Source organism: Bifidobacterium callitrichos, from assembly GCF_008698085.1.
Lineage (GTDB): Bacteria > Actinomycetota > Actinomycetes > Actinomycetales > Bifidobacteriaceae > Bifidobacterium > Bifidobacterium callitrichos.
Window position 1 is genome coordinate 125,809 of record NZ_RZJP01000005.1, and the last position, 25,285, is coordinate 151,093.

22 protein-coding genes and 2 tRNA genes are annotated in these 25,285 nt (G+C 64.6%); 9 read left to right on the forward strand and 15 right to left on the reverse strand.

Going from position 1 to position 25,285, the window contains the following annotated elements; translation table 11 throughout:
• The first annotated feature begins 56 nt into the window (after nt 1-56).
• Nucleotides 57-1,406, forward strand: coding sequence for a hypothetical protein (locus EMB92_RS11020; RefSeq protein WP_150394913.1), 1,350 nt, complete (start codon nt 57-59; stop codon nt 1,404-1,406).
• Nucleotides 1,407-1,796: 390 nt separating this feature from the next.
• On the opposite strand, the gene araA is transcribed toward EMB92_RS11020, so the two are convergent.
• From araA to rplS, 7 genes are all read right to left on the reverse strand, one after another.
• On the reverse strand, nt 1,797-3,314 hold the full coding sequence (gene araA, locus EMB92_RS11025) for an L-arabinose isomerase (protein ID WP_043167582.1): 1,518 nt from the start codon (nt 3,312-3,314) through the stop codon (nt 1,797-1,799).
• Nucleotides 3,315-3,587: 273 nt separating this feature from the next.
• The gene (locus tag EMB92_RS11030; RefSeq protein ID WP_150394914.1) at nt 3,588-4,280 is read right to left on the reverse strand and encodes an L-ribulose-5-phosphate 4-epimerase; all 693 of its coding nucleotides are present in this window, start codon (nt 4,278-4,280) and stop codon (nt 3,588-3,590) included.
• Nucleotides 4,281-4,339: 59 nt separating this feature from the next.
• Nucleotides 4,340-5,983 (reverse strand): xylulokinase, encoded by a 1,644-nt coding sequence (locus tag EMB92_RS11035; protein WP_043166958.1) that lies wholly within the window; start codon nt 5,981-5,983, stop codon nt 4,340-4,342.
• Between the two features lie 218 nt (nt 5,984-6,201).
• Nucleotides 6,202-7,323, reverse strand: coding sequence for a LacI family DNA-binding transcriptional regulator (locus tag EMB92_RS11040; RefSeq protein WP_043166956.1), 1,122 nt, complete (start codon nt 7,321-7,323; stop codon nt 6,202-6,204).
• 1,188 nt (nt 7,324-8,511) lie between these two features.
• Nucleotides 8,512-9,198 carry a ribonuclease HII gene (locus EMB92_RS11045; RefSeq protein WP_150394915.1) on the reverse strand — a complete coding sequence of 229 codons (687 nt, stop codon included), beginning with the start codon at nt 9,196-9,198 and terminating at the stop codon, nt 8,512-8,514.
• Nucleotides 9,195-10,010, reverse strand: a complete 816-nt coding sequence (gene lepB / locus EMB92_RS11050; protein ID WP_150394916.1) for a signal peptidase I — start codon at nt 10,008-10,010, stop codon at nt 9,195-9,197. The genes EMB92_RS11045 and lepB overlap by 4 nt, the downstream gene beginning before the upstream one ends.
• 139 nt (nt 10,011-10,149) lie before the next feature.
• On the reverse strand, nt 10,150-10,506 hold the full coding sequence (gene rplS, locus EMB92_RS11055) for a 50S ribosomal protein L19 (RefSeq protein ID WP_043166952.1): 357 nt from the start codon (nt 10,504-10,506) through the stop codon (nt 10,150-10,152).
• A gap of 434 nt (nt 10,507-10,940) precedes the next feature.
• Here rplS and EMB92_RS11060 point away from each other — a divergent pair, with 434 nt between their 5' ends.
• The 3 genes from EMB92_RS11060 (at nt 10,941) to EMB92_RS11070 (ending at nt 13,862) form a co-directional block, all read left to right on the forward strand.
• Nucleotides 10,941-11,561, forward strand: a complete 621-nt coding sequence (locus tag EMB92_RS11060; protein ID WP_150394917.1) for an HAD family hydrolase — start codon at nt 10,941-10,943, stop codon at nt 11,559-11,561.
• A gap of 260 nt (nt 11,562-11,821) precedes the next feature.
• Entirely contained in the window at nt 11,822-12,325 is a 504-nt protein-coding gene (locus tag EMB92_RS11065; protein WP_150394918.1) for a hypothetical protein, read from the forward strand.
• A gap of 82 nt (nt 12,326-12,407) precedes the next feature.
• Nucleotides 12,408-13,862: a class I SAM-dependent rRNA methyltransferase gene (locus tag EMB92_RS11070; RefSeq protein ID WP_150394919.1), complete on the forward strand. Its 1,455-nt coding sequence runs from the start codon at nt 12,408-12,410 to the stop codon at nt 13,860-13,862.
• 50 nt (nt 13,863-13,912) lie between these two features.
• Here the strand turns inward: EMB92_RS11070 and EMB92_RS11075 are convergent, their stop codons facing one another.
• The 4 genes from EMB92_RS11075 to pgi form a co-directional block, all read right to left on the reverse strand.
• Entirely contained in the window at nt 13,913-14,398 is a 486-nt protein-coding gene (locus tag EMB92_RS11075) for a DUF1893 domain-containing protein (protein ID WP_052119259.1), read from the reverse strand.
• A gap of 1 nt (nt 14,399) precedes the next feature.
• The gene (locus EMB92_RS11080) at nt 14,400-15,011 is read right to left on the reverse strand and encodes an ECF transporter S component (RefSeq protein ID WP_150394920.1); all 612 of its coding nucleotides are present in this window, start codon (nt 15,009-15,011) and stop codon (nt 14,400-14,402) included.
• Nucleotides 15,012-15,119: 108 nt separating this feature from the next.
• Nucleotides 15,120-16,028 carry a DUF362 domain-containing protein gene (locus EMB92_RS11085; RefSeq protein ID WP_219895892.1) on the reverse strand — a complete coding sequence of 303 codons (909 nt, stop codon included), beginning with the start codon at nt 16,026-16,028 and terminating at the stop codon, nt 15,120-15,122.
• Nucleotides 16,029-16,166: 138 nt separating this feature from the next.
• Nucleotides 16,167-17,867: a glucose-6-phosphate isomerase gene (gene pgi / locus EMB92_RS11090; RefSeq protein ID WP_043166947.1), complete on the reverse strand. Its 1,701-nt coding sequence runs from the start codon at nt 17,865-17,867 to the stop codon at nt 16,167-16,169.
• A gap of 419 nt (nt 17,868-18,286) precedes the next feature.
• Between pgi and EMB92_RS11095 the strand changes: the two genes are divergently transcribed.
• The 3 genes from EMB92_RS11095 to EMB92_RS11105 all read left to right on the forward strand — a co-directional run bounded on the left by EMB92_RS11095 (nt 18,287) and on the right by EMB92_RS11105 (nt 19,691).
• Nucleotides 18,287-18,362: transfer RNA gene (locus EMB92_RS11095), tRNA-Thr, on the forward strand.
• Between the two features lie 108 nt (nt 18,363-18,470).
• Nucleotides 18,471-18,552, forward strand: a tRNA-Leu gene (locus tag EMB92_RS11100).
• 137 nt (nt 18,553-18,689) lie between these two features.
• On the forward strand, nt 18,690-19,691 hold the full coding sequence (locus EMB92_RS11105) for an AEC family transporter (RefSeq protein WP_150394922.1): 1,002 nt from the start codon (nt 18,690-18,692) through the stop codon (nt 19,689-19,691).
• Nucleotides 19,692-19,715: 24 nt separating this feature from the next.
• Here EMB92_RS11105 and EMB92_RS11110 read toward each other — a convergent pair whose 3' ends face one another.
• The 3 genes from EMB92_RS11110 to EMB92_RS11120 are packed head-to-tail and all read right to left on the reverse strand — an operon-like array spanning nt 19,716 to nt 21,910.
• Entirely contained in the window at nt 19,716-20,438 is a 723-nt protein-coding gene (locus EMB92_RS11110) for a non-canonical purine NTP pyrophosphatase (protein ID WP_150394923.1), read from the reverse strand.
• 41 nt (nt 20,439-20,479) lie between these two features.
• Nucleotides 20,480-21,244, reverse strand: coding sequence for a ribonuclease PH (gene rph / locus EMB92_RS11115; RefSeq protein WP_043166941.1), 765 nt, complete (start codon nt 21,242-21,244; stop codon nt 20,480-20,482).
• A 39-nt stretch (nt 21,245-21,283) separates the two neighbouring features.
• Nucleotides 21,284-21,910, reverse strand: a complete 627-nt coding sequence (locus tag EMB92_RS11120; RefSeq protein ID WP_043166939.1) for a Pr6Pr family membrane protein — start codon at nt 21,908-21,910, stop codon at nt 21,284-21,286.
• A gap of 66 nt (nt 21,911-21,976) precedes the next feature.
• Between EMB92_RS11120 and EMB92_RS11125 the strand changes: the two genes are divergently transcribed.
• The gene (locus EMB92_RS11125; RefSeq protein WP_373453068.1) at nt 21,977-23,320 is read left to right on the forward strand and encodes a nicotinate phosphoribosyltransferase; all 1,344 of its coding nucleotides are present in this window, start codon (nt 21,977-21,979) and stop codon (nt 23,318-23,320) included.
• A 37-nt stretch (nt 23,321-23,357) separates the two neighbouring features.
• On the opposite strand, the gene EMB92_RS11130 is transcribed toward EMB92_RS11125, so the two are convergent.
• A complete protein-coding gene (locus EMB92_RS11130; RefSeq protein WP_150394924.1) occupies nt 23,358-24,368 on the reverse strand; it encodes an aldo/keto reductase in 1,011 nt (336 codons plus the stop codon).
• A 401-nt stretch (nt 24,369-24,769) separates the two neighbouring features.
• Here EMB92_RS11130 and EMB92_RS11135 point away from each other — a divergent pair, with 401 nt between their 5' ends.
• Entirely contained in the window at nt 24,770-25,231 is a 462-nt protein-coding gene (locus EMB92_RS11135) for a MerR family transcriptional regulator (protein ID WP_263390634.1), read from the forward strand.
• Nucleotides 25,232-25,285: the final 54 nt, after the last annotated feature.

Sequence of the window (25,285 nt, forward strand, 5' to 3'; positions counted from 1 at the left end):
ACGCACGACAATCCGTCAACGAGCAATCCGTATCGGTCGATTCCTCTCTGGCCGTCATGCCGCTCGGGGCATTGCTCGCGGACTGGCGTACGCGGGTGCTGCTCGCCTGTTCGTCGCTGCCGGTAGCGGTCGAAACGACGTATCTGATGATGCGGGGCGAAGCCGGGAACGGGGACGCGGCCGTCGCGTTCGCTCTGCTAACGGTCACGGCATGTCTGCTGATGGCGTTGACGCCGCGACTCGGCGGGTGGGCGATCGTCGTGTTGTGGACCGCCCGATGCGTCATGCCTCAGGCTGTGGCGTTCTCGATCCTGTTCCCGTTGCTCATGGCGGTGACGGTGATGGCGTACCTGCGCACCGGCCCGTCGCTGCTCGCGTCGGTGATCGCCGAAATCGCGGCGGCGGCGCGCATATGGCTGTATCCGTGGGATACGACGGTGCTCGCCACGGTGTGCGCGACGGCGGCATTGCTGATGGTAGCGCTGTGGATCGGGTCGTCGATGCACGGTCAGGAGCAGCGCGAACAGGAACGTCGCGAGCGGGCGATGCTGCTACGGCGACTGGGCGATCAGCGTCTGGCCGAGCAGCTGCATCATTCGGTGGCGAACGATCTGACGACGATTCTGCTGCTCGCGCGGCAAGCACGATCGGCGTCGGAAGAGGTCACCGCCACGAAGATGGAAGGTTCGGCAGATCCCGAGTACGAGCCGCGAGCCCTATCGCTTGACGACGATCAGCTTGTCACGCTTATCGAACGGACCACTGAAGAGTCGCTGGTCAAGGTACGCAGGCTGATCGCGGGACTGGATCGGTTGACGGAGCCCGCCGTCGATACGGCATCCGGCAGGGGCTCGACGTCCATCTCGTCATTCCATGGAGGAGATGACGAGAGGAGGCATGCGCCGGCCGGATTCAGCATCCGAAGCATCAGCCGTTTCCGCGATTCCCTCACAACGCAAGTCGGGAGTCCGTCCTCTCCGACTTCCCCGATCTCCCTGGCCTCCCTGACCCATGAGGAACTGGAGTCTCTGACGGAGGGATATCGCGCCCAGCTACGCGGCATCGGGTTGGAAGGCGAGTTTCTGATTGCCGGCGCTTCATCGGTCGAGTGCTCGGAGGATTGCCGGGAGGCATTGCTGTCCGTATTGCGGGAGATCGTCGGCAACATGATGAAGTATGCGAATCCATCCGGCGCGTACTGCATCGCACTGACGATCGACAATGGACGAGCGACGCTGTCCGCTTCCAACGCCGTCGATGATACCGACCTGTCCGATGGCACCGGGCTATCCGCCGGAACCGGACTACTTCGCTGCCGGCAGAGCGCGCTGCGACTCGGCGGCGAGTTCGAGGCCTCCCTCGCCGACGGCCTCTGGACCGGTCTACTCGTCCTGCCGTTAGTCTGACGCGGGATGATCCCGCGAGAGAGAGATCGTTGGTATCTTATGACTGGAATCTCTCGCACGTTTGGTGCTTTGCGGGAGGTAGATGCCGTCACGGGAATAAAACCTCTCACTCATAGCTTCTTAACGAGAGGTTTCCTATCCACAATGTCGGAAACGGCTCGCGGAAAGGGGTATCAGCGAGAGACGATTGTCATCAGGTGACGAATATCTCTCGCTGAGCATCCATGAGCGAGATATTTTCGTCATTTCTATTCCGTCATGGCTCGCCGAACCATGTGCCACCGAGAGACGACGGACAGGAAGGACAGGAACCGCTCGCAAAACCGTGAAGGGCCCGACTCCCCTAATGGGGAATCGGGCCCTTCACGTGGTTACTAACAGGTCAGCCGATCAGTGACGGTTGTCGAGACGGTGGACCATCTCGGACAGCTCCAGCTCCTTCTCGAACTGGCGGGCGGTGGTGTTCTCGTCGATGACGGCGAGCTCGACGCCGGCGATGCGGGCGAAGTCCTCCCAGGCCTCACGACCGACGGAGGTGGTCATGCAGGTGTGGTGGGAGCCGCCGGCGGTGATCCAGCACTGGACGGCGGTCTTCAGGGACGGCTTCGGCTCCCAGACGGCGCGGGCGCACGGAAGCTCCTTGAGGGAGCCCTGCGGCTCGACGACGTCGACGACGTCCATGAGCAGGCGGAAGCGCTCGCGCACGTCGGACATGGAGACGACGACCGCGTCCTTCTTCGGCTTGCCAGAGAAGACGAGGCGGACCGGGTCGGCCTTGCCGCCGATGCCGAGCGGGTGGATCTCGAGCTTCGGCTTGGCGATGGTGCCGATGGACGGGGAGACCTCGAGCATGTGGGAGCCCATGTCGAGCTCATCGCCCTCGGTGAAGTTGTAGGAGTAGTCCTCCATGAGGGAGGCGCCACCCTCAAGGCCGTAGCCCATGACGGCGCCGATGCGCACGAGGACGGCGGTCTTCCAGTCGCCTTCGGCGGAGAAGCCCCAGCCGTACTCGGACGGGAAGCGCTGCGGGCCGACGCCCGGCAGCTGCGGGAGGGCGCCGAGGTCCTCGAAGTTGTCGACGCCGGCGGTGCAGCCGTTGGCGCGCATCATGTTGACCATCGCGGCCTCTTCCTTGGCGGCGATGTACAGGGAGTCGTACTTGGCGTCGAGCAGGGCCGGGTCGACGTCGTACTTGGCCTTGTAGTCCTCGATGATCTCCTTGACCTGATCGTCCTTGACGGCCTCGTACGCGGCGACGAGCTCGTTGACGGCCCAGGTGTTGATGGAGGCGCCGAAGACGCGCTCGGCCTCGGTCTTGTCGCCCTCGGTGACGGCGACGTTGCGCATGTTGTCGCCCCAGCGCATGACCTTCATGTTGTTGGAGGCGTCCCAGCCAGCGCAGGCGCGGGCCCAGGTGCCGACCTTCTCGGCGACCTCCGGGTCGGTGTAGTGGCCGACGACGATCTTGCGCTTGATGCCGAGGCGGGAGACGATGTAGCCGAACTCACGGTCGCCGTGGGCGGCCTGGTTCAGGTTCATGAAGTCCATGTCGATGGTCTCCCACGGGATCTCCTTGTGGTGCTGGGTGGCCAGCTGCAGCAGCGGCTTGGTCAGCACTTCGAGGCCGCGGATCCACATCTTGGCCGGGGAGAAGGTGTGGCACCAGGTGATCACGCCGATGACGTTCGGGTTGGCGGACGCCTCGACCATGAACTCCTTGACGCCGTCGGAGGACTTCAGGGTGGGCTTCAAGACGATCTTCGCCGGGATCTTGCCGGTGTTGTTCAGGTAGTCGACCATTTCGGCGGAGTGGATGGCGACCTGACGCAGGGCCTCCTCGCCGTACAGGTCCTGCGAGCCGACGCCGAACCAGATTTCCTTGCCCTCGAACGGGTTCTCCATAACCATGAGTTACTTCCTTTACTTCGTTGTGATGGATTGGATCACGTTCTGGCCCGGCGTGGCGGCCGAGCCAAAAGTCTTTTGTTGTTTGTTGAGTTTGTTGGTCGGTGAGCCTCTCCCCCACCCGCTTCCGCGAGAGCCCCTCTCAGAGAGGGTCGGAGGAAAGGTCAGTGCTGACGTAGTCAGCGGTGGCCTGGCGCGTGTGTCCGCAAGACGCACCGAGGGAAGGCGTGCGAAGGCACGTCGACCGAGGAGCAACGCCGCGGACACTCCGCCAGGTCAGTGCTGACCGTAGACGTTCTGGTAACGATCGTTGAGCTTATCGATGTCCGCCTGATCGATCTCGATGATCTCACCGAGCTGACGCGCCGCCCACATCGTGTGCGCCACCTCCTCGGTCATCGCCGCCGCCTTCACCGCAGCCTCAGCATCCTTGCCGATCGTGAACGGACCATGGTTCTGCATCAACACAGCCGGAGACTTCGGATACTTCGCCAGCGTCTCCACCACGCCCTTGCCGATCGCCTCCGAACCGATCAGACGGAACGGACCCACCGGCACCGGGCCGCCGAACTCGTCACCCATCATCGTCAGACCACACGGAATGTTCTGACCCGTCGCAGCCCACGCCGTCGCATAGGTGGAGTGCGTGTGCACCACACCATACACGCCCGGCATGTTGCGATAGATGTACGCATGCGACGCCGTATCCGAGGAGGGCGCCTCGGAGCCGTCGACCACGTTGCCCTCGAGATCGGTGACGACCATCGAGTTCGGCGTCAGGTTCTCATAACGCACGCCGGACGGCTTGATCACCATCAGATCCGCCGTATGCAGACGCTGCGACACATTGCCCGCCGTCCACACGACCAGATTCCACTTGATCAGCTGCTGGTGCAGATTCGAGACCACCTCACGCACCTGCTTGACCTCGGCACGCACCTCCGGACCATAATCAGCCAAAGTAGCCATTGTTGGTTTTCCTTTCCACTGTGATGGATTGACGATTGATCTAAATCTAAATACGTTGCTTACTTGTCTTCGAGATCGATGGACTCGATCGCGGTGTGCTCGATGGGCAGGCCCTTCGAGAAGCGGGCGAAGAAGTCCTCGAAGCCGACGACGTCACGGGCGTCGGGCTCCTCGGTGGTGGACCGCGCGTCCTTGAACACGCGGCCGTCGAGGTAGTCGGCGAGGTTGGTGTGGTCCTCGTTGGTGTTCCACAGGTAGTCGGCGAGCACTGCCATGCCCCATGCGCCGCCTTCGGCCGCGGTGGACATGACCTTGATCGGGGTGTTGAACGCGGCGGCGAGGATCTTCTGCGCGACCTTCGGAGTGGTGAAGATGCCGCCGTGGCCGACGAGGGAGTCGATCTGGACGTGCTCCTGCTTGGTCATGACGTCCATGCCGATCTTCACCGGGGAGAACGCGGAGAACAGCTGGGCGCGCATGAAGTTGCCGAGGGTCATATTGGCCTCGGGGCTGCGGGCGAACAGCGGACGGCCTTCGGGCAGGCCGGCCAGGAACTCGCCGGAGCGGAACGGGTAGTTGATCAGGCCGCCGCAGTTGGCGTCGACGTCGTCGGCGATGGCGGCGCGGAACAGCGTGCCGTAGAGCGTGCCGGCGTCGACCGGCTGGCCGAGGGCCGCGGCGAACTGGCCGAACAGGCCGACCCAGGCGTTGAGGTCGGAGGTGAAGTTGTTGGCGTGGCTCATGCCCGCGAGATCGCCGGCCGGGGTGGTGACGAGGTCGACTTCGGGGTGCAGGGCCTTGAGCTTGTGCTCGAGGACGACCATCGCGAAGATCGAGGTGCCGGCGGAGACGTTGCCGGTGCGCACGCGCACGGAGTTGGTGGCGACCATGCCGGTGCCGGCGTCGCCCTCCGGCGGGGCGAGCACGATGCCGGGCTGCAGTACGCCGGACGGGTCGAGGAGCTTGGCGCCTTCGGCGGTCAGCTCGCCGGCCGGGGTGCCGGCGACGAGCGGCTCAGGCAGCAGGTCCTCGAGCTTCCACGGCTGGGCCGCGACCTCGGGCAGGGCGTCGAACTGCTTGACGAACTCGGTTTCGTAGGTGTGGGTGGTCGGGTCGATCGGGAACATGCCGGAGGCGTCGCCGACGCCGAGCACCTTGCGGCCGGTGAGCTTCCAGTGGACGTAGCCGGCAAGCGTGGTGAAGTACGCGACCTTGGAGACGTGCTCCTCCTTGTTGAGGACCGCCTGGTAGAGGTGGGCGATGGACCAGCGTTCCGGGATGTTGTACTGGAAGAGCTGGGAGAGCTTCTGATGCGCTTCGGAGGTGTTGGTGTTCTGCCAGGTGCGGAACGGCACGAGCAGTTCGCCGTTCTCGTCGAAGGCGAGGTAGCCGTGCATCATCGCGGAGAAGCCGATGTGGCCGACATGGGTGAGCTTCTCGCCGTACGCGGTCTCGACGTCGTTGGCCATGGACGCGTATGCGGACTGCAGGCCCTTCCAGATCTCCTCCTTGGAGTAGCTCCACAGGCCGTCCTCCAGATGGGAGGCCCAGCCGTAGTCGCCGGAGGCGATGGTCTTGTAGGTGTCGTCGATGAGGACGGCCTTGATGCGGGTGGAACCGAATTCGATGCCCAGCGAGGTCTTGCCGGCGCGGATCTTCTCGGCGATCGCGGCGACCTGCTCCGAATCGTTCGTTGCTGCCATTGTGTTGTGACTCCTCACTGACCGGCCGGCCATCACCGCCCGATCGTCGTCCTGCGGGCGTTGTTCCAGCCCCTCATCGGGCAGGCTGTTAACGCTCACAATTTCCGTGCTCCATTGTACAGACTGGACCGATGGAACTCAACCTCGTCGTGTCTTGTCCGATAACGGTTTGATAACAGACCCCAATTCGGCCTTATAGCGCCGTTTACGAACGCCGCTCACATCACGCGGGGCGGGACGGGGCCGAGCGAGATGCGGTCGCACACCTTGGCCGGCACCAGCCCGACTCCATGCTGCGAGTTGGGCAGCTGGGGCGACGGCTCCTCCCCCAGCAGACGCAGGACCTCCTTCATCGCGGCCGTGCCGAGCCCCTCGAAATCGGGGCGCACGGTGGTCAGCGGCGGATACATGTTGTCCATCGCGGTCATGTCGTCGAATCCGACGAGGCTCACATCCTGCGGGATGCGCAGACTGTGCTCGTGCAGCGCGCGCGCCACGCCCACCGCCTGACTGTCGTTCGCCGCGACGACCGCCGTCGGCAGCTTCGCGCCGGTCACGCCGGCCGTATCGATCAGACGATTCATCTTCGCGTACGCCTCGCTCGACTCCCACGTGCTGCAGCGCATCACCTGCGTCTGGATCGACTCCTCGGCCGACAGCGTCTCCCACGCGGTCAGTCGCGTCGCGGCGTCACGCCATTCGGACGGGCCCGCCAGATACAGGACGCGGCGATGCCCGGCCGACTTGACCAGACGCATCACGTCCTTCATCGCACCCCACTGGTCGATGCCGACGAACGACGTGCGCTTCAGCCCGTCATCGGGGATCAGTGAACGCGCCTCGCGCATGCTCATCCCGCCGTGTGTCGACGTGACGATGACGCGCGGCTGGCTGACGCGCGCGCGGCAGGCGACGTCGAGCATCACGTCGGTCGGCGTCAGGAAGATAAACGCGTCGACGTTCTGCTCGTTGAACGTGTCGACGAGATTGTCGAACTCCTGCTGCGTACACAGCGCCTCGTGCACCATCATCACGCTCATGAACAGGCCGTGGCTGCGGGCGATCGACTCGATCGACGAGATCGCGGAGATCGGGCCGTAGAACTTGAGGCCGCCGGCGATCAGGCCGATCGTGCGCGACCGTCTGGAGGCGAGGGCGCGCGCGGAGTTCGACGGACGATAGCCGAGCTCGCGGATCGCGGCCTTGACTCGGGCGCGGGTCGTATCGGAGACGTCCGGGGAGTTGTTGATGACGCGTGACACCGTCTGGTGACTGACGCCTGCGAGCTTGGCGACCTCGAACATCGAGGGACGTTTGTTCGAACTGCGGCTGGAACCCATACCTCTTCTCCTTCCGCGCGGCATTGCACTGACGGCACATTACGGCACCGACGGCACCGACGGCCTTAGGGCTCCAGCTTATCGCGAACGCGTAGACGACACAGTGAGCGCTCACAGGATACTCGGAATATGTTCGGTTTCGTTCGTTTCGCCAAGTTCCGTCGTGGGCCGCGGTGAGGCGGAATCCGCTGGTCGTGACACGCTCAAGGCCGCTCGGCCGTACCCCTGCTGTGCCGCTCAACGCAATTTTCAGTGTTTTTGGCGTTGAGCGGCACGACGATGCGTCATTGCCGCCTCGCCACCTTTTTGACATGACGTCAAAACGGCTATTTTCCAACGATTCCGCAATAACCGGTATCGCAGGAGTCGCTTCTGCCGTCGTCTTGTCTGCCGCTCAACGCGAAAAACCACCAAAATCGCGTTGAGCGGCACGGTTTTCTGCCACTCAACGAACATCAACCGATTGACATGCGCTGAGTGGCAGATACATCACGACCCATCACGCGTCCATCCCCCGATCCGCCCCCGGTCGCCGCATCAGGCCTACGGGATCGGACGTTTTCCCGACCTTGCAGGCCCCATAGCGGCGGACCCTATGGGATAGGACGTAACGGAACGAGAAATGTGGGTTATTGCGGCAGATCCTGCGGGATCGGACGCAATGGGGCGGGAAATGAGGGTTGTTGCGCCGGATACTACAGGGTCGGGTGCAATGGGCTCGGATCGGACTGGACGCTAGGGCCGAATTTGTCTGGTGAGCGGATAGTTGACGCAGGTCTGTGCGACACCTGCGTGGACACCTGCGTGACGCAGACCTGGCATCGCACTTCAGAAATTCGTTGGCCTCGTTTCCGACTCCCTTTGTCAGGACGTTGCCGTTGGCCAGAACGTTGCCGCGAGGCAAACGGCGAAGCTATTTGCAGGCAATGTGCAGGCAGCGTACGAGCCGACAGGCAAACCAGCATGACGCGCGCAGCGCGTGCCGTAATCGCAGGACGCGCCGGCCTGCGAAGCAGGTCTGAAACGAGTCTGAGAGACAGTCAATCCAACAACGAATCTACAACACAGGACACTAACTCACGTATTGCACTGGAGGGGAATCGGCGTTCGCCGTTCGAGACCGTAGGCTTGGCCGAGCGGCCTTGAGCGTGTCCCGAACGGTGAACGCCGATCCCCCGACCAACCACCCTACGTGAGCTTCCAGGAGAGACGATGCTGGTCGCTGGGGCCGTGTTGGGCGATGGCGTCGCGGTGGGCCTGGGTGCCGTATCCCTTGTTGTGCTGCCACTCGTAAAGTTCGTACTTGGGGTCGGATTCGGCGAGTTCGACCATGAGATGGTCTCGGGTGACCTTGGCGATCACGGCGGCCGTGGCCACGACGGCGCAGTGGCGATCGCCCTTGACCTTGGTCGTCACCTGCGCGGGGATGGGGACGTCCGGCGCGTCGAAGGTGTTGAGCGCCTTGGTGATGTAGTCGCTCGGCCCATCGAGGATCGCGCCGACGCGGATGGGGCTGGCGAGTCCCAGCTTGCGTTCGACGTCGGCCAGCGCGCGCAGGGCGGCGACGCCCAGCGCGTATGAGATGCCCCAGTCGTCGATTTCGGTGTTGGAGGCCGAGCCGACGGCGTATGCGGCGGCCCAGTCGGTAAGCTCGTCGTAGATGGCCTCGCGACGATGCTCGGTCAGGAGCTTTGAATCGGCGACGCCCGCGGGAACGTCGATGACCCCGCTGTCGAGATCGCGCGACCGGATCGCGGCGCAGCCTACCATGACCGGTCCGGCGAGCGCGCCGCGGCCGACCTCGTCGAAGCCGCAGATCAGGTCGTAGCCCTGTGCGGCGAGGTCGCGTTCGAGATCGAGCGTGGGGGTGATCATGCGGCGTCACCGGCCGAACCGGCGTCGGGCACGTTGGAGAAGACCTCGTGGTGGGCGTCGAGTCCGCTGATGCGGCTGAGCGGCCAGTATCGGGCGATGCCGACGCCGACGACGTCGCTCATCGGCACGAGACCCTTGTCGCCGTCGTCCTGATGGTAGCGGGAGTCGGCGGAGTTGGCGCGATTGTCGCCCATGACGAAGATGTGGTTCGCGCTGACCGTCACGCTGAACGGGAAGGCGCTGGGGTCGACTCCGGCCTTGAGGTAGGCGGTTTCGTTGACGGCGACGCCGTTGACCTTGATCGGCTGGCCGGCACCTTCGCATTCGACGGTGTCGCCGGGCAGTCCGATGACGCGTTTGATGAGGTAGTCGCCCGCCAGCGGATTACCGGACTGTTCGCCCGCGAGCCAGTTGGCGGGGTCATGGAAGACGACGACGTCGCCGCGTTTGAGCCCGAAGGGCCTGGGCGAGAGTTTGGATGTGACGACGCGATCGCCGGGTTCGATGGTGCTTTCCATCGAACGCGAGGGAATCTCGTAGAAGCCGACGAGCAGGACGCGGATGAGGATGACGACGAGGATCGGGATGCCGCACCAGATGAGCGTGTCGCGCCAGGAGAAGTTGTCGTCGCGCTCCTCCCTGCGTCTGCCACCGCCTCGGCCGCCGTTTCCGCCGGCGCCTACGGCCGGGTCGACCGGCTGTTCGCTGACGCCGACGACTTCGGCGGTGACGGGCATGTCGGACGGATCGACGCCATGATTGGCCACGTCGAACGTGTACTGGTCGCGTTCGTCGGATTCGTTGGATGCCATGGTTCCCTTCCTGCTCGTCCATGTACTGCCCGCATGCCCATGTGCATGTCGCCCATGCGCTCGGGCCAATCATAGTGCGTGGGTATGGAAACGGCCCGGAAACCGGAAGGTTTCCAGGCCGATTTTCACGTGAGTGATATCACTTGGCGCGACGCTCGACGATACGAGCGGCCTTGCCGCGCAGGGCGCGCAGGTAGTAGAGCTTGGCGCGGCGGACGCGACCCAGACGCACGACCTTGATGGAGTCGATGGACGGGGAGTGCAGCGGGAAGCGGCGCTCAACACCGGTGCCGAAGCTGATCTTGCGGACGACGAAGGTCTCGCGCACGCCGGAACCCTTACGGGCGATGACCACGCCGGTGAAGGTCTGGATACGGGAGTTGTTGCCTTCCTTGATCTTGACGTTCACGTCGACGGTGTCGCCCGGACGGAAGGTCGGGATCTCCTCGGCCGGCTTCATGTGCTTGGCGTCAAAAGCGTCAATGGCGTTAACCATGGTGTTTCCTTAGGTGCCGCCGCATATCGGCCACCGGTTGGGGCATGCGCTTCATGGCCGTTCCCCGGGCACCCCGCCCGATGCGACTCCACGCACGCCGATTCGTTCCCCCGCCGGTTCGCCGACGAAGGGGTGTCAATCCGCCGGGAGACGCGCCTTGCGGCGGCCCGGCTGGACTTCCTGGGCGAAACGGGTTTATGCGGTGACCCGTCTCACGACACAGCAATCGTCAAGATTATCCCTCGGGCAGGACAGGCGACGAACCCCGGAGGCGGCCCCGCGATCCGACGAATCGCCCCAAGCCATTCCACGAGCCGGACGGCGATCGCCCGGGAGCCGGACGCGCGCATCCACGCCTGGCACCGATCCCCTACCATCGGCCATCGGTCATCGGCCCGGAAAAGGAAGGGGGCCGGAAAGGAAGGCGATCGACGATGGTCGACAACGTGATCTTCGACTTGTGCGGGGTGCTGGTCGACTGGCGGCCGAGGCTCGCGCTGGAGGGGCTTTTCCCGGCGGACGAGATCGACGACATGTTCGCCGATGACGATCATTGCGGGTTCATGTACTTCGACGACCTGCATGACAGGGGCACGGACTACGTCGACCTGCTGCCCGACTACGAGAACGAGTACGGCCCCCATCTCGCCGCGATGATGCGCGCCTACGCAGACCACGTCGAGCGCACGCTGACCGGCCCCATGCCCGGCATGCCGCAGCTGGTCGCCGATCTGAGGCGACAGGGCGTGCGCGTATGGGGGCTGACCAACTGGGGGCGCGACACCTGGCCGATCATGGCCAGCCGCCTCCCGCGGCTCATCGGCATGCTGGACGACGTCGTCGTCTCCGGGCGCGACGGCGACGGCGCCGCCAAGCCGGACAGGGAGTTCTTCGATCTCGCACTCGCACGGTTCGGCGTTCAGCGCACGTCCACGCTGTTCGTGGACGATTCGCCGTACAACGTGGACGGCGCCACGGCCGCGGGATTGCAGGCGCTCCGTTTCACCTGCGCGGATGAGACACGATGCTGGCTGGCCGACCACGCCCTTCTCTGATTCCACGAGCCGGACATCACCCTGTCACGAGTCGGACCATCCCCTTCCACGAGCCGGACGGCGGCAACCAGCCGCACACGCCTCCTCTAGTATCGGATGACGATTTCAATAGTCCATATATTGGACTTATCGAATTCACATACCAAACAAACACAAACACACAATCACTATGTCTTCACCGTCGCAGGACGGCGTGGCGCGGCGCATAACTGAGTGCCCGCGACCCCACGAAACAGCAATCAGGGTGGTGGAGGGTAATCATGGGCACGTTTTCCTTGACGGCCAACAACGAGATCGGACGGAAGGCGGTATGGAGGGCCGTCGCGCTGGGACAGCTGGAATTCCCGCAGGTCAGCGAACCGTACGCCGGTGCGTTCGATGACGATTTCTGGCCGAGCAGGCACGAGGAATACAACCGTCTCGAATGGAACGAGATGGACTGGCGGTCCATCCGCGAACAGATGGATCGGGCGAGCGACCAGCTGGAGCAGCATCCCGAGGCGTCGCCCGAACTCGAATTCGACGTGCCGTCGATACGCGAACGCACGTTCCTGGAGATGTGGTTCGGCTACGGCGATCCGAGCGTGGAGGCCTCGGCCGACGACACCCATTACCGGGTCGGCTACGGGCAGCATCGCATCTGCGCGTACGCCGACTATCCGATGAACGCCCGCGACCGAGACCTGATGCGGATCCCCGCATCCGGATTCCTCCCGACCGGCCCGCTCTCGCCGAACACCAGAATCCCCGTGCTGACGCACTGAATCATCCGCGATTCCCCCACGGGCGCGACACGAGCTTCAACCAAAACGAAGACAAGCAACAACAGGACAGGACGGCAGCGCCATGAAAACGAACAGAGCATACCCACGAGCCGTGATCACCGAGAAGGGCGCACGCGCGCTCGAAAGCGGGCATCCATGGGTATACGAGGGTGAGATCAGGCGGTTCGCGCTACCGTCAGGTGAGGCTTGGGACAACAATGGATCGCTCAAACCCGGCGCGCGGGAAGCGCTCAACGCGAACGCCAGCGGCAACACCAGCGGAACCGCCGAGACCGAAGGCGATTCCGGCACCACCCGCCCGAAACGCAACGACTTCCGCGAGCGCCGTCGCCGCAAGGAGCTGCTCAACGCGCCCCGGACCGAGGATGAGATCATCCCGCTCGACGCCCTGCCGGACGGCTCGATCGTCGACGTCGTAAACCTCAAGGGAACCTATCTAGGCACCGGCCTGCTGTCGCGTCACAGCCGCATCCGCGTGCGTCTGGTGACCCGCAACGCCAACGACGACTTCTCGCCGGCGTTCTGGGAGCGCAAGATCCGCTGGGCGTGGGAGTATCGCAAAACCGTGATGGGCGACGACGACATCACGGCATGCCGTGTGATCTTCTCCGAGGCCGACGAATTCCCCGGGCTGATCGTCGACCGGTTCAACGACGTGCTCGTCACCCAGACCCTGTCAGCCGGCATGGAGCGCCTCAAGCCGGTGATCTTCCCCGCGCTGCTCAGGGTCTTCACCGAGGACGGGGTGTTGTTGCGCGGCATTTACGAGCGCAACGACGTGTCCACGCGCGCGTTGGAGGGACTGGAGCAGACGACCGGCTGGTGGTCGGCATCGGACACATCCGATTTCGCCCCGACCGTTACCGACATCACCGAAAACGGCGTCAGGTATCACGTCGACTTCGCGAACGGCCAGAAGACGGGGTTCTTCCTCGATCAGAAGTACAACCGCCGAGCCGTGGCGCGACTTGCCCGGGGCCGGCGTGTGCTCGACTGCTGCACGCACACCGGCTCCTTCGCCCTCAACGCGGCCCGCGGCGGCGCGCAGTTTGTGCGCGCGGTCGACGTGTCCGAAACCGCCATCGACATGGCGAGGGAGAACGCGCGTCTCAACGGGCCGGACGTCTCCGGCCGCATGGACTTCACCGTCGCGAACATCTTCGATCTGCTGCCCGAGCTGGAGCGCACGCACAATCCCGAGCGATTCGATTTCATCATCCTCGATCCGCCGGCGTTCACCAAGAGCCGCAGCACGATCGGCTCGGCCGCGCGAGGCTATCGGGAGATCAACTACAGGGCGATGCGCATCCTGCCTCGCGGCGGCTATCTGGCGACCTGCTCGTGCTCGCATTTCATGGATCATGAGCATTTCAAGCGCATGCTCACCGAGGCGGCGCGCGATGCGGGCGTGCGTCTTCGTCAGATCGAGGAGCGTCAGCAGGCGCCGGATCATCCGATCGTCTGGGGCATTCCCGAGACCGACTATCTCAAGTGCCTGCTGTTCCAGGTGGTGTGACCGGCGTGATGACTCCTCGCAGCCCGCTCCTCGCAGCCCGCGTGGAGTAGTCATCGCGCCGCCATCAGGCGGGCGACTGCGGCACGGATGGCCGGTTCTGCGGCGAGCGGATCGCTGATCGAGGCCACCGACCGCTCGATCGGGCAGATGCCGGTGCGCGTGCGGTTGAGGATCACCGGCACGAGGGTGCCGTAGGAGGCGGCGATGCCCTGCGTGCGCAATGTCGCCAGTCCGGCCTCGCTCATCGTCTCGGCGTACACGGCGACGACGCCGAGACGTGCGTACAGCAGGGCCGCGCCCTTGCCGACCACGCGGTCGGCGGCCGAATAGCCGACGAGGCTGCGCCCTTCCGCCAGCCATTGCAGCAGCGGGCGCACACCACGGCCGAATCCGGTGAGGATCTCGTCGGATTCTCCATGGCGGTCGCCGCGCCCGTCGTCATGCGCATCGCCACTCCCGTCGCCACGGCAGGCCACACACCCGACCGCGGGGTCGGCCAGCAACACGCCCTTCGCGCGTTCCACATCAGTCGGCATATCAGCGCCTGCGTCCGCGATCCACGGTGGTCATGATCGCGGGGATCGCGATCCACTGCAGCACGAGGCCCGGCAGACCGGTGAGAACCGCGGCCCACACGGACGCGACGGTCATGGTCGTATTACCGAGAAGGGCGACGGCCACGCCGATCGCGAGCGCGTCGATCAGTCGGCCTGCGATCTGCGCGCCGAGCAGCTTGACAAGCCATTCGATCGGCGAGGGCAGCGCGAACGGCAGGTTCACCCCGCGCAACACCCCGGCGACCAGACCGTAGGCGGCGAGTTCGATGACCATGAACGGGACCATCAGCGCCATCGGCATGCCGGTGAGCGCAAAGCTCACGACGGGCGCGAGCGCACCGGTGGCGACGCCGGCGTACGGGCCGGCAAGCAGACCAACCAACAGCACGGGCAGATGCATCGGCAGCAGCGTCTGGCCGAGGGCCGGGCCAAGGCCGAGCGCGGCGCCGCCCAGATGGAAAATCTGCGGCAGGGCGACGGCCGCGATGACGGCGAGCACGGCGGCCAGCGACTGGACCTTGACGCTCGGCAGCGCACGGACGGCGACACCGGCGACCGTGCGAGTGGATGAGGTGGATGAAGTGGATTGCATGACAAGCTCCTTATGACGACTGATGAGTAATCACCGGCCGGACGGCATTGCGCCCGGACCGGAGACCGGATTTGCCGCCGGATGGCGATGGTGCGACGGCTTTGCGGCTCAGCGCGCGTCGAGGTCGATGAGCCGGTAGTCGCGCGAGCCCAGACCCATCTCCACGGCATGCTCGATGATGTGGATGCCGTGGCGGGATTCGATGCGCTCGATGAGCGGTTCCTTGTTATCGTCGGACACGTAGACCATGTCGACGCACGCCTGGTCGACGGCCACCGGGTCGAGCGAGGCGCAGATGCCGATGTCGTCCATGACCGGCGCGCTCGGATGTCCGTCGCAGTCGCAGTCGACCGAGAGGTTGTTCATCACGTTGATGAAGAGCATGTTGCCCTTGAGCGCGTTGAACACGGCGGTCGCGGCCTCGGCCATCGCCTCGAGGAAGGCGTCCTGGTCGCCGCTGAACGGCTGGGCGAGGATCTCGTCCTGTCCGGAGTGCAGGCGCTTCTTGCCGCGCGAGGACGCCATGCCGATCGAGATGTTCTTCAGGGCCCCGCCGAAGCCACCCATCACGTGCCCCTTGAAGTGCGAGAGCACGGCGTAGTAGTCGTAGTTCGGGAAGTGCGATCCGACGATGTCGCCGGTGATGCGCCGTCCTCCCTCGACCGGGATTTCGATCTCGCCCTCCTCGTCCTGGATGTCGCAGGGGGCGATGTCGGTGAACCCGTGCTCCCTGATCGTCTTCCAGTGGTGTTCGGACGTGTCGCGCGTGCCCGCGTAGGCGGTGTTGCATTCGACGATCGTGCCGTCGAGCCGCTGGACGAGGTCCTTGATGAGGGATGGCTGCAGATAGTGCGTGTTGCCACCCTCCCCGGAGCTCAGTTTGACCGCGACCTTGCCGTGCGGGCGCGCGCCGAGCGCCTCGTAGACGCGGATCAGCCCGGCGGGACTGATGTCGCGGGTGAAGTAGACCTTCGCGGCCATCGGATAGTCGGTTTGGTGTTCGAGCGTCATTGCCATGATTGATTGCCTCCTTGCCTTTCCACCATCCATCGTACAGCCCGATACGGCCTGAACGATGAACGAGCGCCCGACACCATGCGATGTGGTGCCGGGCGCTCGTCAGTCAGTCAACCGACCGATCGTTAAGGATCGGGATCAGAACTCGCGGTTCTCGCGGTAGAACTTGATCAGGCTCTGGGTGGAGGCGTCCTGGGCGGCCAGGGCCTCGTCATCCTTGGAGATGGCCGGGGTGATCTGCTTGGCCAGCTGCTTGCCGAGCTCGACGCCCCACTGATCGTAGGAGTCGAGGCCCCAGACGGTGCCCTCGACGAAGGTGATGTGCTCGTACAGGGCGATGAGCTCGCCGAGCGCGAACGGGGTCAGGGCCACGCCGAAGATCGAGGTGGTCGGACGGTTGCCGGTGAACACGCGGGCCGGGACGATCTCCTCCGGGGTGCCCTCGGCGCGGACCTCTTCGGCGGTCTTGCCGAACGCAAGGGCCTTGGTCTGCGCGAAGTAGTTGCCGAGGAACAGCTCGTGCACGTCCTGGTCGCCGTCCTTGGTCGGGTTCGGGGTGTTGACGAACGCGATGAAGTCGGCCGGGATGAGCTGGGTGCCCTGGTGGATCAGCTGGTAGAAGGCGTGCTGGCCGTTGGTGCCCGGCTCGCCCCAGAAGATCTCGCCGGTCTCGGTGGTGACCGGGGTGCCGTCCCAACGCACGGACTTGCCGTTGGACTCCATGGTCAGCTGCTGCAGGTACGCCGGGAAGCGATGCAGGTACTGGTCGTACGGCAGGACCGCGTGCGAGGCGGCCTTGAAGAAGTTGCGGTACCAGACGTTGAGCATGCCGAGCAGCACGACGACGTTCTTCTCGAACGGGGTGTTGGCGAAGTACTCGTCGATCTCGTGGAAGCCGTGCAGGAACTCCTCGAAGCGGGCCGGTCCGAAGACGACGGCCAGGGAGGTGCCGACGGCGGAGTCGACGGAGTAGCGGCCGCCGACCCAGTTCCAGAAGCCGAACGCGTTGTTCGGGTCGATGCCGAACTCGGCGACCTTCTCCAGGTTGGTGGAGACGGCGACGAAGTGCTTCTTGATGGCCTCGGCCTTCTGGGCGTCGTCGTTGGAGTCGATGGCGCCGTTGGCGGCCAGCTCCTCGAGCAGCCAGGTGCGGGCCTCGCGGGCGTTGGTCAGGGTCTCCAGGGTGGTGAAGGTCTTGGAGACGATGATGAACAGCGTGGTCTCCGGATCCAGACCCTTGGTCTTCTCGGCCAGGTCGTTCGGGTCGATGTTGGAGATGTAGCGGGCGGAGATGCCGGCGTCCGCGTACGGCTTGAGGGCTTCGTACGCCATGACGGGGCCTAGGTCGGAGCCGCCGATGCCGATGTTGACGACGGTCTCGATCTTGCGGCCGGTCACGCCGGTCCACTTGCCGGAGCGGACCTCGTCGGCGAAGGCGTAGATCTTGTCGAGGACCTCACGCACATCCTTGACGGTGTCCTGACCGTCGACGATGTACTTGCCCTCGTCCTCGACCGGGCGGCGCAGCGCGGTGTGCAGCACAGCACGGTCCTCGGTGTTGTTGATGTGCACGCCGGTGTACATGGCCTTGATGCGCTCGTCGAGCTTGACCTCGCGGGCCAGGTGGACGAACAGCTGGAGGGTCTCCGGCTTGATGAGGTTCTTGGACAGGTCGAAGTGCAGATCGCCGGCGTCGAAGCTCAGGTTCTTGACGCGGTCGCTGTCCTCGGCGAACCACTTCTTGAGGCTGATGCCCTCGGCCTGCAGCTCGTCGTAGTGCTTCTGCAGGGCGACCCACGCCGGGGTCTGGGTGGCGTCAATGGGAGGATTGATGGCCATGGATTCCATTCCTTTCATCATCGATCGAAACGTCGCGCGGGGCCTGCCCGACGATGCCGGACTGGTCACGCGATGTCCCTTATCAAGGAACAGAATACTCACAAAAGCGGACACAATAACACAAAAAGAATAAACGCTAACATATCGGCAACGTAGCAGTGAACGGACGGGGAATCGACGGGCGCGATCCGCCGGCGCATCATCGCAGGCCTTCGCCCCGATATAGCGATCCGAGCCGGCAAACGCAGACGCCCGTAGCCGAGTGCCGCCCGATCGCACGCGGCCGCCACCGCCGCCATCGCCGCCGGCCGCACGACACGCCGGACGCCACTCGCGCGACACGTCGATTTTGCGTTTTCCCGACGATGCCCTATACTCTTCTTTTCGTGCATGGATCGCGAATGCTTTCCAAGCACGACGCCACTTTAGCTCAGTCGGTAGAGCGGCTCACTCGTAATGAGCAGGTCGTCAGTTCGATTCTGACAAGTGGCTCCATCACCCCGGATCGCCCGATCCGGGGTTTTTGTTTTCCCGCACCCCACGATCACACGCCGAATCGTCCGCCCGCCCGTAATCAGGGCTTATGATAGATTGTCTCATTGCGCGCGAGTGGCGTAATTGGTAGCCGCGCAGGATTTAGGTTCCTGTGACTTCGGTCGTGTGGGTTCGAGTCCCATCTCGCGCACTGTCCTTCACGAGCTCTCACGAGCTTTCACGAGGCCGTGGCAACGTGACGAGCGGCATCGGGAAAACACGGAACTCGACAAGAATCACCAAGACAGACCAAGACAGAAGACAAGAAGACAAGCGGAAGAAGTCACCATGATCGCGCTGCTCAAACCGATCGCGTTCCTGCTCATCATCGCCGCCGCATACCTCGTCAAACGCGCCGGACTGTTCCGCCCGCGCGACTACCGCGTCATGCAGGTCGTCGTCTTCGACTTCACCCTTCCCGCCTCGATCATCGTCTCGTTCGCGACGAACCCGCATCACCTGAGCATGCTGCTCATCTCCGCGTTCGCAATCGTGTTCGGACTGCTGCCGCTGCTGCTCGTCTACGCGGCGACGAGGCATCGCCCGGTGGCCGACCGCGCGTTCCTCATGCTCAACTGCTCCGGCTTCAACGTGGGCAACTTCTGTTTCCCCGTCATCCAGGCGTTCATGGGCCCCTCCGCGCTGGTGACGGCCTCGATGTTCGACATCGGCAATTCGGTGGTCGTCACCGCCGGATCGAATGTGATGACCACGTCGCTGCTGCACATCGACATGAATCGCACGCTCGCCGAACAGCACGCCGGCTCCGCGCCGACGATGCCGTACACGAAGCCGACCGATCCGGACGCGAGACGACTCGCCCGCCGCGCGAAGCTCAAGCAGATCCTCAAGGGCTTCTTCACGTCGGTGCCGTTCGACATCTACATGCTGATGATCGTGGTGATGGTCTTCTCGATCCCGATCCCCTCGTTCCTGCCGACGCTGCTGCAGCCGATCGCGGACGCGAACTCGTTCTGCTCGGTGTTCATGGTCGGCATGCTCATGGATCTGCCGAAGACGCGCAAGGACGTGATGGACGTGCTGCAGGTGCTCGGATGGAGGCTGCCGCTCGGCGTGCTGTTCGCGGCCGCCTGCTGGTTCCTGCTGCCGTTCGACGCCTCGGTGCGCAAGGCGGCGGTCATGCTCTCCCTCGCGCCGACCGCCGTGTTCTCGACGCTGTTCACCGACCGCGTGCTCGGCAACGCCAAGCTCGCCGGATTCACGCTGTCGATCACGGCGATCATCGCGATCGTGCTGATGACCGCCGTGAACTTCCTGATTCCGGCGTGATTCCGGCGTGATCGCACGGCTCCGCTAGTCGAGGAGGGCCTCGATGGCGGGGACCAGGGCCTTCAGGGCCTTGCCCCTGTGGGAGATCGCGTTCTTCTCGGCCGGGGTCATCTCGGCGCTGGTGAGCGGCTCGCCCTCGCACTCGGGCTCCTCGCTGGTGCGGCCGGGCTGGTCGTCCGGCACGAAGATCGGATCGTAGCCGAAGCCGTGTTCGCCGCGCTCCTTACGGATGATGCGGCCGGGCATCTCCCCCGTCTCGACCGTCTCGGAGACGATGACGTGATGTGCGGCGAGCGCGGCGTCGGATCCCGCGGCGAGCGTGTCGCCGGCGGTCGAGTCGACCTCGTCGCCCGGGACGACGAGCGCGGCGGCGCAGCGGAACCGCGCTGCGCGTTTATCGTCGGGGATGTCCTCGATCTGGGCGAGCAGCAGCGCGTTGTTGGCCTTGTCGTGGCCGTGCGCGCCGGCCCAGCGGGCGGAGAGGATGCCGGGGGCGGCGCCCATCACGTCGACGATCAGACCGGAGTCGTCGGCGATGGCCGGCAGTCCGGTGCGGCGGGCGACGTCGCGCGCCTTCAAGAGCGCGTTCTCATCAAAGGTGACGCCGGTCTCGACCGGGTCGGGCAGGTGGAGCGATCCGGCGGAGACGAGCTCCACCTTCGCGGCGTCTGCGCCGAGATCCTCCTCGAGGATGCGTCGGATCTCGACGAGCTTGCCTTCGTTGTGCGTGGCGACTACGAGTTTCATGGGGATGGACGGTCCTTTCGATCAGGGGAATCAGTCGGAAATCAGTCGAGGGCAAGCGCGGCGCGCTGCGCGGCCTGCAGCTCCTCGTTGCCCTTCTGCGCCAAGTCGAGCAGCGTGTTCAGCTCGGCTCGGTTGAACGGGCGGTGTTCGGCGGTGCCCTGGATCTCGATGAAGTTGCCGGAGCCGGTCATCGCGACGTTCATGTCGGTCATCGCCTGGCTGTCCTCGACGTACGGCAGGTCGAGCATCGGCGTGCCGTTGATCACGCCCACGGACACGGCGGACACGTAGTCCTTGATCACCTTGTCGGCGGACTTGATGTGGTGGTTGCGTTCGGCCCAGTTGACCGCGTCGACGAGGGCGACGAACGCGCCGGTGACGGATGCGGTGCGCGTGCCGCCGTCGGCCTGCAGCACGTCGCAGTCGAGCTGGATCTGGTTCTCGCCGAGGGCCTGCATGTCGATGACGCCCCTCAGGCACCGGCCGATCAGGCGGCTGATCTCGTGCGTGCGGCCGCCGATCTTGCCGGCGACCGATTCGCGCGGGGTGCGCTCCTTCGTGGCGCGCGGCAGCATCGAGTATTCGGCGGTGACCCAGCCGAGTCCGGAATCCTTGCGCCAGCGCGGCACGGTGGGCGTGAACGTGGCGGTGCACATGACGCGCGTGTTGCCGCATTCGATGAGCACGGAGCCCTCCGGCGCATCGGTGAAGTGGCGGGTGATCCTCACGGGACGCAGTTCGTCGACCTTGCGTCCGTCCTGACGGGTGATGGAGCTGTTGCCCAGCATATCTGTGATTTCAACCATGCGTCCCAGCTTACGCCCTTGCGCCGGCCTCGGGCATGCCTACCCCACCAGCGGTTTGGGCGGCAGGATCCGGTCGATGACGAACAGGATCAGGCTCAGGGCGAGGAACCCCAGCGCGAGTTTGCCGCAGTTGATGCCGAACTGCGCCCATCCGAGGGCCTTCAGGTCGATGAACTGGTACGGGTACGGGTTGCCGCCGGCTGCCGGGCCGGAGGTGGGGAGCAGCGCCGCGCGCACGAGCACGAACGCCAGATAGAGCGGGAAATAGGCGAGCCACGTGAACATGTAGTGCCATTCGAAGCGGCGATGCTGGTCGAAGATCAGGAAGTCGATGCCCGCCATGATCGGGGCGACCCGATGCAGCCACGTGTTCGTCATGAGGCCGAGCACGGCCGGCACGTACGCCGGGTCATCGGGCGGCATGAGCAGGAACGCGACGAGAGCGGTGACGATCGCGTAGAGCGTCACGCAGCCCTTGAGCCATGCGGGCGGCTCGATGCCCTTGAGGATCGTGGCGGCGCCCGCCCACAGCATCACGAAGCCGAGCACGAATCCGGTCTGGAAGGTGAAATAGGTCCAATATTCAGGCTTGTGCCACGCCTCGTAGGTGCCGACGAAGCACATGGCGGCGATCGCGAGCCGCCACAGTCCGGCGATGAATCTCATGGTCACCAGTCTAGGCGGAGCATGCGAATCGGAGTAGGCTGTTGCCCAGCGAAATCACAGCGAAGCATCCAAACCCAAGGGAGCGATCACATGGACTATTCACCGGCGCTGATGACCGACATGTACGAATACACGATGCTCGACGCGTGTCTGAAGGACGGCACCGCGGACCGCAAGTGCGTCTTCGAGGTGTTCACCCGTCACCTGCCGATCGGCCGACGCTACGGCGTGGTCGCCGGCACCGGGCGCATCCTCGACGAGCTCGAGCGCTTCCACCTCGACGACGAGGATCTCAAGTTCCTCGCCGACCGCAAGGTCGTGAGCCCCGAGACGATCAAGTGGCTGGAGAACTTCCACTTCTCCGGCACGATCAAGGGCTACCGCGAGGGCGAGATGTTCTTCCCGAACTCCCCGATCCTCGAGGTCGAGGGCACGTTCGGCGAATGCACGCTGCTCGAGACGCTGATCCTGTCCGTGCTGAACTACGATTCCGCGGTCGCCTCGGCCGCCTCCCGCATGGCCTGCGCCGCGAAGGACCGCCCCTGCATGGACATGGGCGGACGCCGCACGAACGAGTGGAGCGCGGTGGCCGCCGCGCGCGCCGCGGTCGTCGGCGGCTTCCAGGGCACCGCGAACCTGCTCGCCGCGCAGATGTACGGCCTCAAGGCGATCGGCACGGCCGCGCACTGCTTCACGCTCGTGCACGACAGCGAACGCCAGGCGTTCGAATCGCAGATCGCCGCGTTGGGGAAGAACACGACGCTGCTCGTCGACACGTACAACATCGAAGAGGCCGTGAAGACCGCGGTCGAGGTCGCCGGACCGGAGCTCGGCGGCGTGCGCATCGATTCGGGCGATCTCGCGCTCATGGCGCAGCGCGTGCGCAACCAGCTGGACGCGCTCGGCGCGACGAACACGCGCATCACCGTCACCAACGATCTCGACGAGTACGCGCTCGCCGCGCTGCAGACCGCGCCGGTCGACTCGTACGGCGTGGGCACGATGCTGGTCACCGGCTCGGGTGCCCCCACGTGCGCGATGGTGTACAAGCTCACCGAGCGCGAGGGCGCGGACGGCGTGATGGTCCCGGTCATGAAGAAGTCGAAGGACAAGGCCACCGTGCCGGGCCGCAAGGTCGCCTACCGCTCGTACGAGTACGGTCTGGCCGACGTGGAGCATGTGATCTCCGGTTCGGAGGACAAGCTCGCCGCGTTCCGCCCGGAGGAGGGGTGGAAGGATCTCATGGTCGACTTCGTCGATCACGGCGAGATCAACCATGAGTGGCAGGGCCACGACGCGATCCAGCGCGCGCACGACTACCGTGCGAAGGCGCTTGCCGAGCTGCCGATCGCGGCGCAGAGCCTCATGCGCGGCGACCCGGTGATCCCCACCGAAGTCACTGTTCTGTGACTTCGGCCGGGATCCTTCGCGGCTGCCGCCGCGGTGTTCAGCGCTGGGAGATCTCGTCGATCCTGGCGAGCTCCTCGGCGCTGAACGTGGTGTTCTTCAGCGCGCCGATGTTGTCGACGATCTGCTGCGGCTTGGAGGCACCGGCGAGCACGGAGGTGACGGCGTCGTCATGCAGCAGCCAGGCGAGGCTCATCTCGGCGAGGGTCTGGCCGCGGGCGATCGCGATGTCGTTGAGCTCGCGGATCTGCTGGAGACGCTCCGGGGTGAGGGCGGAGTCCTTGAGGAAGCGCGGGTCGACGGCGATGCGGCTGTCGGCCGGCACGCCGTTCAGGTAGCGGTTGGTCAGCAGACCCTGCTCGAGCGGGCAGAAGGTGATGAGGCCCTTGCCGAGCCTCTTGGCGGTGTCCTTGAGCCCATTCTTTTCGACGGTGCGATCGAAGATGTTGTACTTGTTCTGGTTGATGACGAACGGCACGTGCAGCTCGTCGAGGATCGCGGCGGCCTTCTCCATGGTCTCCCCGTCGTAGTTGGACAGGCCCACGTACAGCGCCTTGCCGGAATTGACGATCTGGGCGAGCGCGCCCATCGTCTCCTCGAGCGGGGTCTCCGGGTCCGGACGGTGGTGGTAGAAGATGTCGACGTAGTCGAGGCCGAGGCGTTCGAGGGACTGGTCAAGCGAGGCGATCAGGTACTTGCGCGAGCCCCAGTCGCCGTACGGACCGGCCCACATCTCGTAGCCGGCCTTGGTGGAGATGACGAGCTCGTCGCGGTGGGCCTTGAAGTACTTGTTGAGCAGCAGGCCGCAGTTCTTCTCCGCCTGGCCGGGTTCGGGACCGTAGTTGTTGGCGAGGTCGAAGTGGGTGATGCCGTGGTCGAACGCGGTGAACACCAGCTGCTTCATGTGGTCGAACGGCGTCAGGTCGCCGAAGTTGTGCCAGAAGCCGAGCGAGACGGCCGGCAGCTTGAGGCCGGATTTGCCGCAGCGGTTGTAGGTCATGGTCGCGTAGCGGTCGTTCGCGGGCGCGTAGGCATTGGTGGGTTCGAACATCCTGTTGTTCTCCTTCAGGTCGATTCACTTACGAATCGAGTTCCGCATCGATTGCAGATCGATGCCGGTCTGATTCATGTGGGGCCCGCACCGTTCTCCCTCTTCCTTTGGTTTTCCTTTGGTCAGGATTCCTTCCTGCGGGTCCCGCATGTGGTTGCGCAATCATCATCACAGTTCAAGTAAGCTTGAATGCAAGTGCGCCGCGATCGGGCGGCGTGTCGCATGCGATGCCAAGGGCAATGCCGCGAGAAAGGGACGGATGCACAATGACGAACGACATCGACGGATCGGTCGAAAAGGTCGGGGCCGTGGCTGCCGAGAGCGGGACTGCCGGGAAGATCAAGAACGGAACTGCCATATCTGCCGGGGCTGAGACGACCAAGGCGGCCGAGAACGGCAAAGTGGCGGAGGCGGGGCAAACGTCCGCCGAGCCGCGGACCTACACGATCCGCGAAGTGGCGCGACAGTTCCATATGGAGCCCTCGGCACTGAGGTACTACGAGGATCAGGGACTGCTGACGAACGTCAGGCGCAACGCGAGCGGGCAGCGCGAATACGAGGAGTGTCACATCAATCGATTGCGCGCGATCTGCTGCTTCAAGAACGCGGGCATGACGATCGGGGATCTCAAGAAGTTCTTCCTCTACGAAAGCAACGAGCCCGAGCACATCGACGAGATCCTCGAACTGCTCGAGTCGCGTCGCGAGGCGCTCGACGAGCAGCGTCGCGCGCTCAACGAGGCCGCATTGCACGTGCAGCGCAAGCTGCACTTCTACGGCGACATCAAGCGCGCGCTCGACGAGCACCGCCCCCTGCCGGACTGGAAGTACTACAAGACCCGCAAATACTCGATCGACTGCTGACGGTCCGACATCCGGCGCGAGCCTCCTCCCCGCACCGAATCCCTTCACCCCGGA

What these genes read in the sequence shown, in the direction of transcription:
- EMB92_RS11020 (WP_150394913.1), top strand. Translation starts at nt 57, where the DNA reads ATGCCGCTCGGGGCATTGCTCGCGGACTGGCGTACGCGGGTGCTGCTC.
- lepB (WP_150394916.1), bottom strand. Translation starts at nt 10,010, where the DNA reads ATGGCATCCAACGAATCCGACGAACGCGACCAGTACACGTTCGACGTG.
- rph (WP_043166941.1), bottom strand. Translation starts at nt 21,244, where the DNA reads ATGGTTGAAATCACAGATATGCTGGGCAACAGCTCCATCACCCGTCAG.
- rplS (WP_043166952.1), bottom strand. Translation starts at nt 10,506, where the DNA reads ATGGTTAACGCCATTGACGCTTTTGACGCCAAGCACATGAAGCCGGCC.
- EMB92_RS11070 (WP_150394919.1), top strand. Translation starts at nt 12,408, where the DNA reads ATGAAAACGAACAGAGCATACCCACGAGCCGTGATCACCGAGAAGGGC.
- pgi (WP_043166947.1), bottom strand. Translation starts at nt 17,867, where the DNA reads ATGGCCATCAATCCTCCCATTGACGCCACCCAGACCCCGGCGTGGGTC.
- EMB92_RS11045 (WP_150394915.1), bottom strand. Translation starts at nt 9,198, where the DNA reads ATGATCACCCCCACGCTCGATCTCGAACGCGACCTCGCCGCACAGGGC.
- EMB92_RS11110 (WP_150394923.1), bottom strand. Translation starts at nt 20,438, where the DNA reads ATGAAACTCGTAGTCGCCACGCACAACGAAGGCAAGCTCGTCGAGATC.
- EMB92_RS11040 (WP_043166956.1), bottom strand. Translation starts at nt 7,323, where the DNA reads ATGGGTTCCAGCCGCAGTTCGAACAAACGTCCCTCGATGTTCGAGGTC.
- EMB92_RS11080 (WP_150394920.1), bottom strand. Translation starts at nt 15,011, where the DNA reads ATGCAATCCACTTCATCCACCTCATCCACTCGCACGGTCGCCGGTGTC.
- EMB92_RS11075 (WP_052119259.1), bottom strand. Translation starts at nt 14,398, where the DNA reads ATGCCGACTGATGTGGAACGCGCGAAGGGCGTGTTGCTGGCCGACCCC.
- EMB92_RS11035 (WP_043166958.1), bottom strand. Translation starts at nt 5,983, where the DNA reads ATGGCAGCAACGAACGATTCGGAGCAGGTCGCCGCGATCGCCGAGAAG.
- EMB92_RS11130 (WP_150394924.1), bottom strand. Translation starts at nt 24,368, where the DNA reads ATGTTCGAACCCACCAATGCCTACGCGCCCGCGAACGACCGCTACGCG.
- EMB92_RS11060 (WP_150394917.1), top strand. Translation starts at nt 10,941, where the DNA reads ATGGTCGACAACGTGATCTTCGACTTGTGCGGGGTGCTGGTCGACTGG.
- EMB92_RS11065 (WP_150394918.1), top strand. Translation starts at nt 11,822, where the DNA reads ATGGGCACGTTTTCCTTGACGGCCAACAACGAGATCGGACGGAAGGCG.
- EMB92_RS11030 (WP_150394914.1), bottom strand. Translation starts at nt 4,280, where the DNA reads ATGGCTACTTTGGCTGATTATGGTCCGGAGGTGCGTGCCGAGGTCAAG.
- EMB92_RS11105 (WP_150394922.1), top strand. Translation starts at nt 18,690, where the DNA reads ATGATCGCGCTGCTCAAACCGATCGCGTTCCTGCTCATCATCGCCGCC.
- EMB92_RS11120 (WP_043166939.1), bottom strand. Translation starts at nt 21,910, where the DNA reads ATGAGATTCATCGCCGGACTGTGGCGGCTCGCGATCGCCGCCATGTGC.
- EMB92_RS11085 (WP_219895892.1), bottom strand. Translation starts at nt 16,028, where the DNA reads ATGGCAATGACGCTCGAACACCAAACCGACTATCCGATGGCCGCGAAG.
- araA (WP_043167582.1), bottom strand. Translation starts at nt 3,314, where the DNA reads ATGGTTATGGAGAACCCGTTCGAGGGCAAGGAAATCTGGTTCGGCGTC.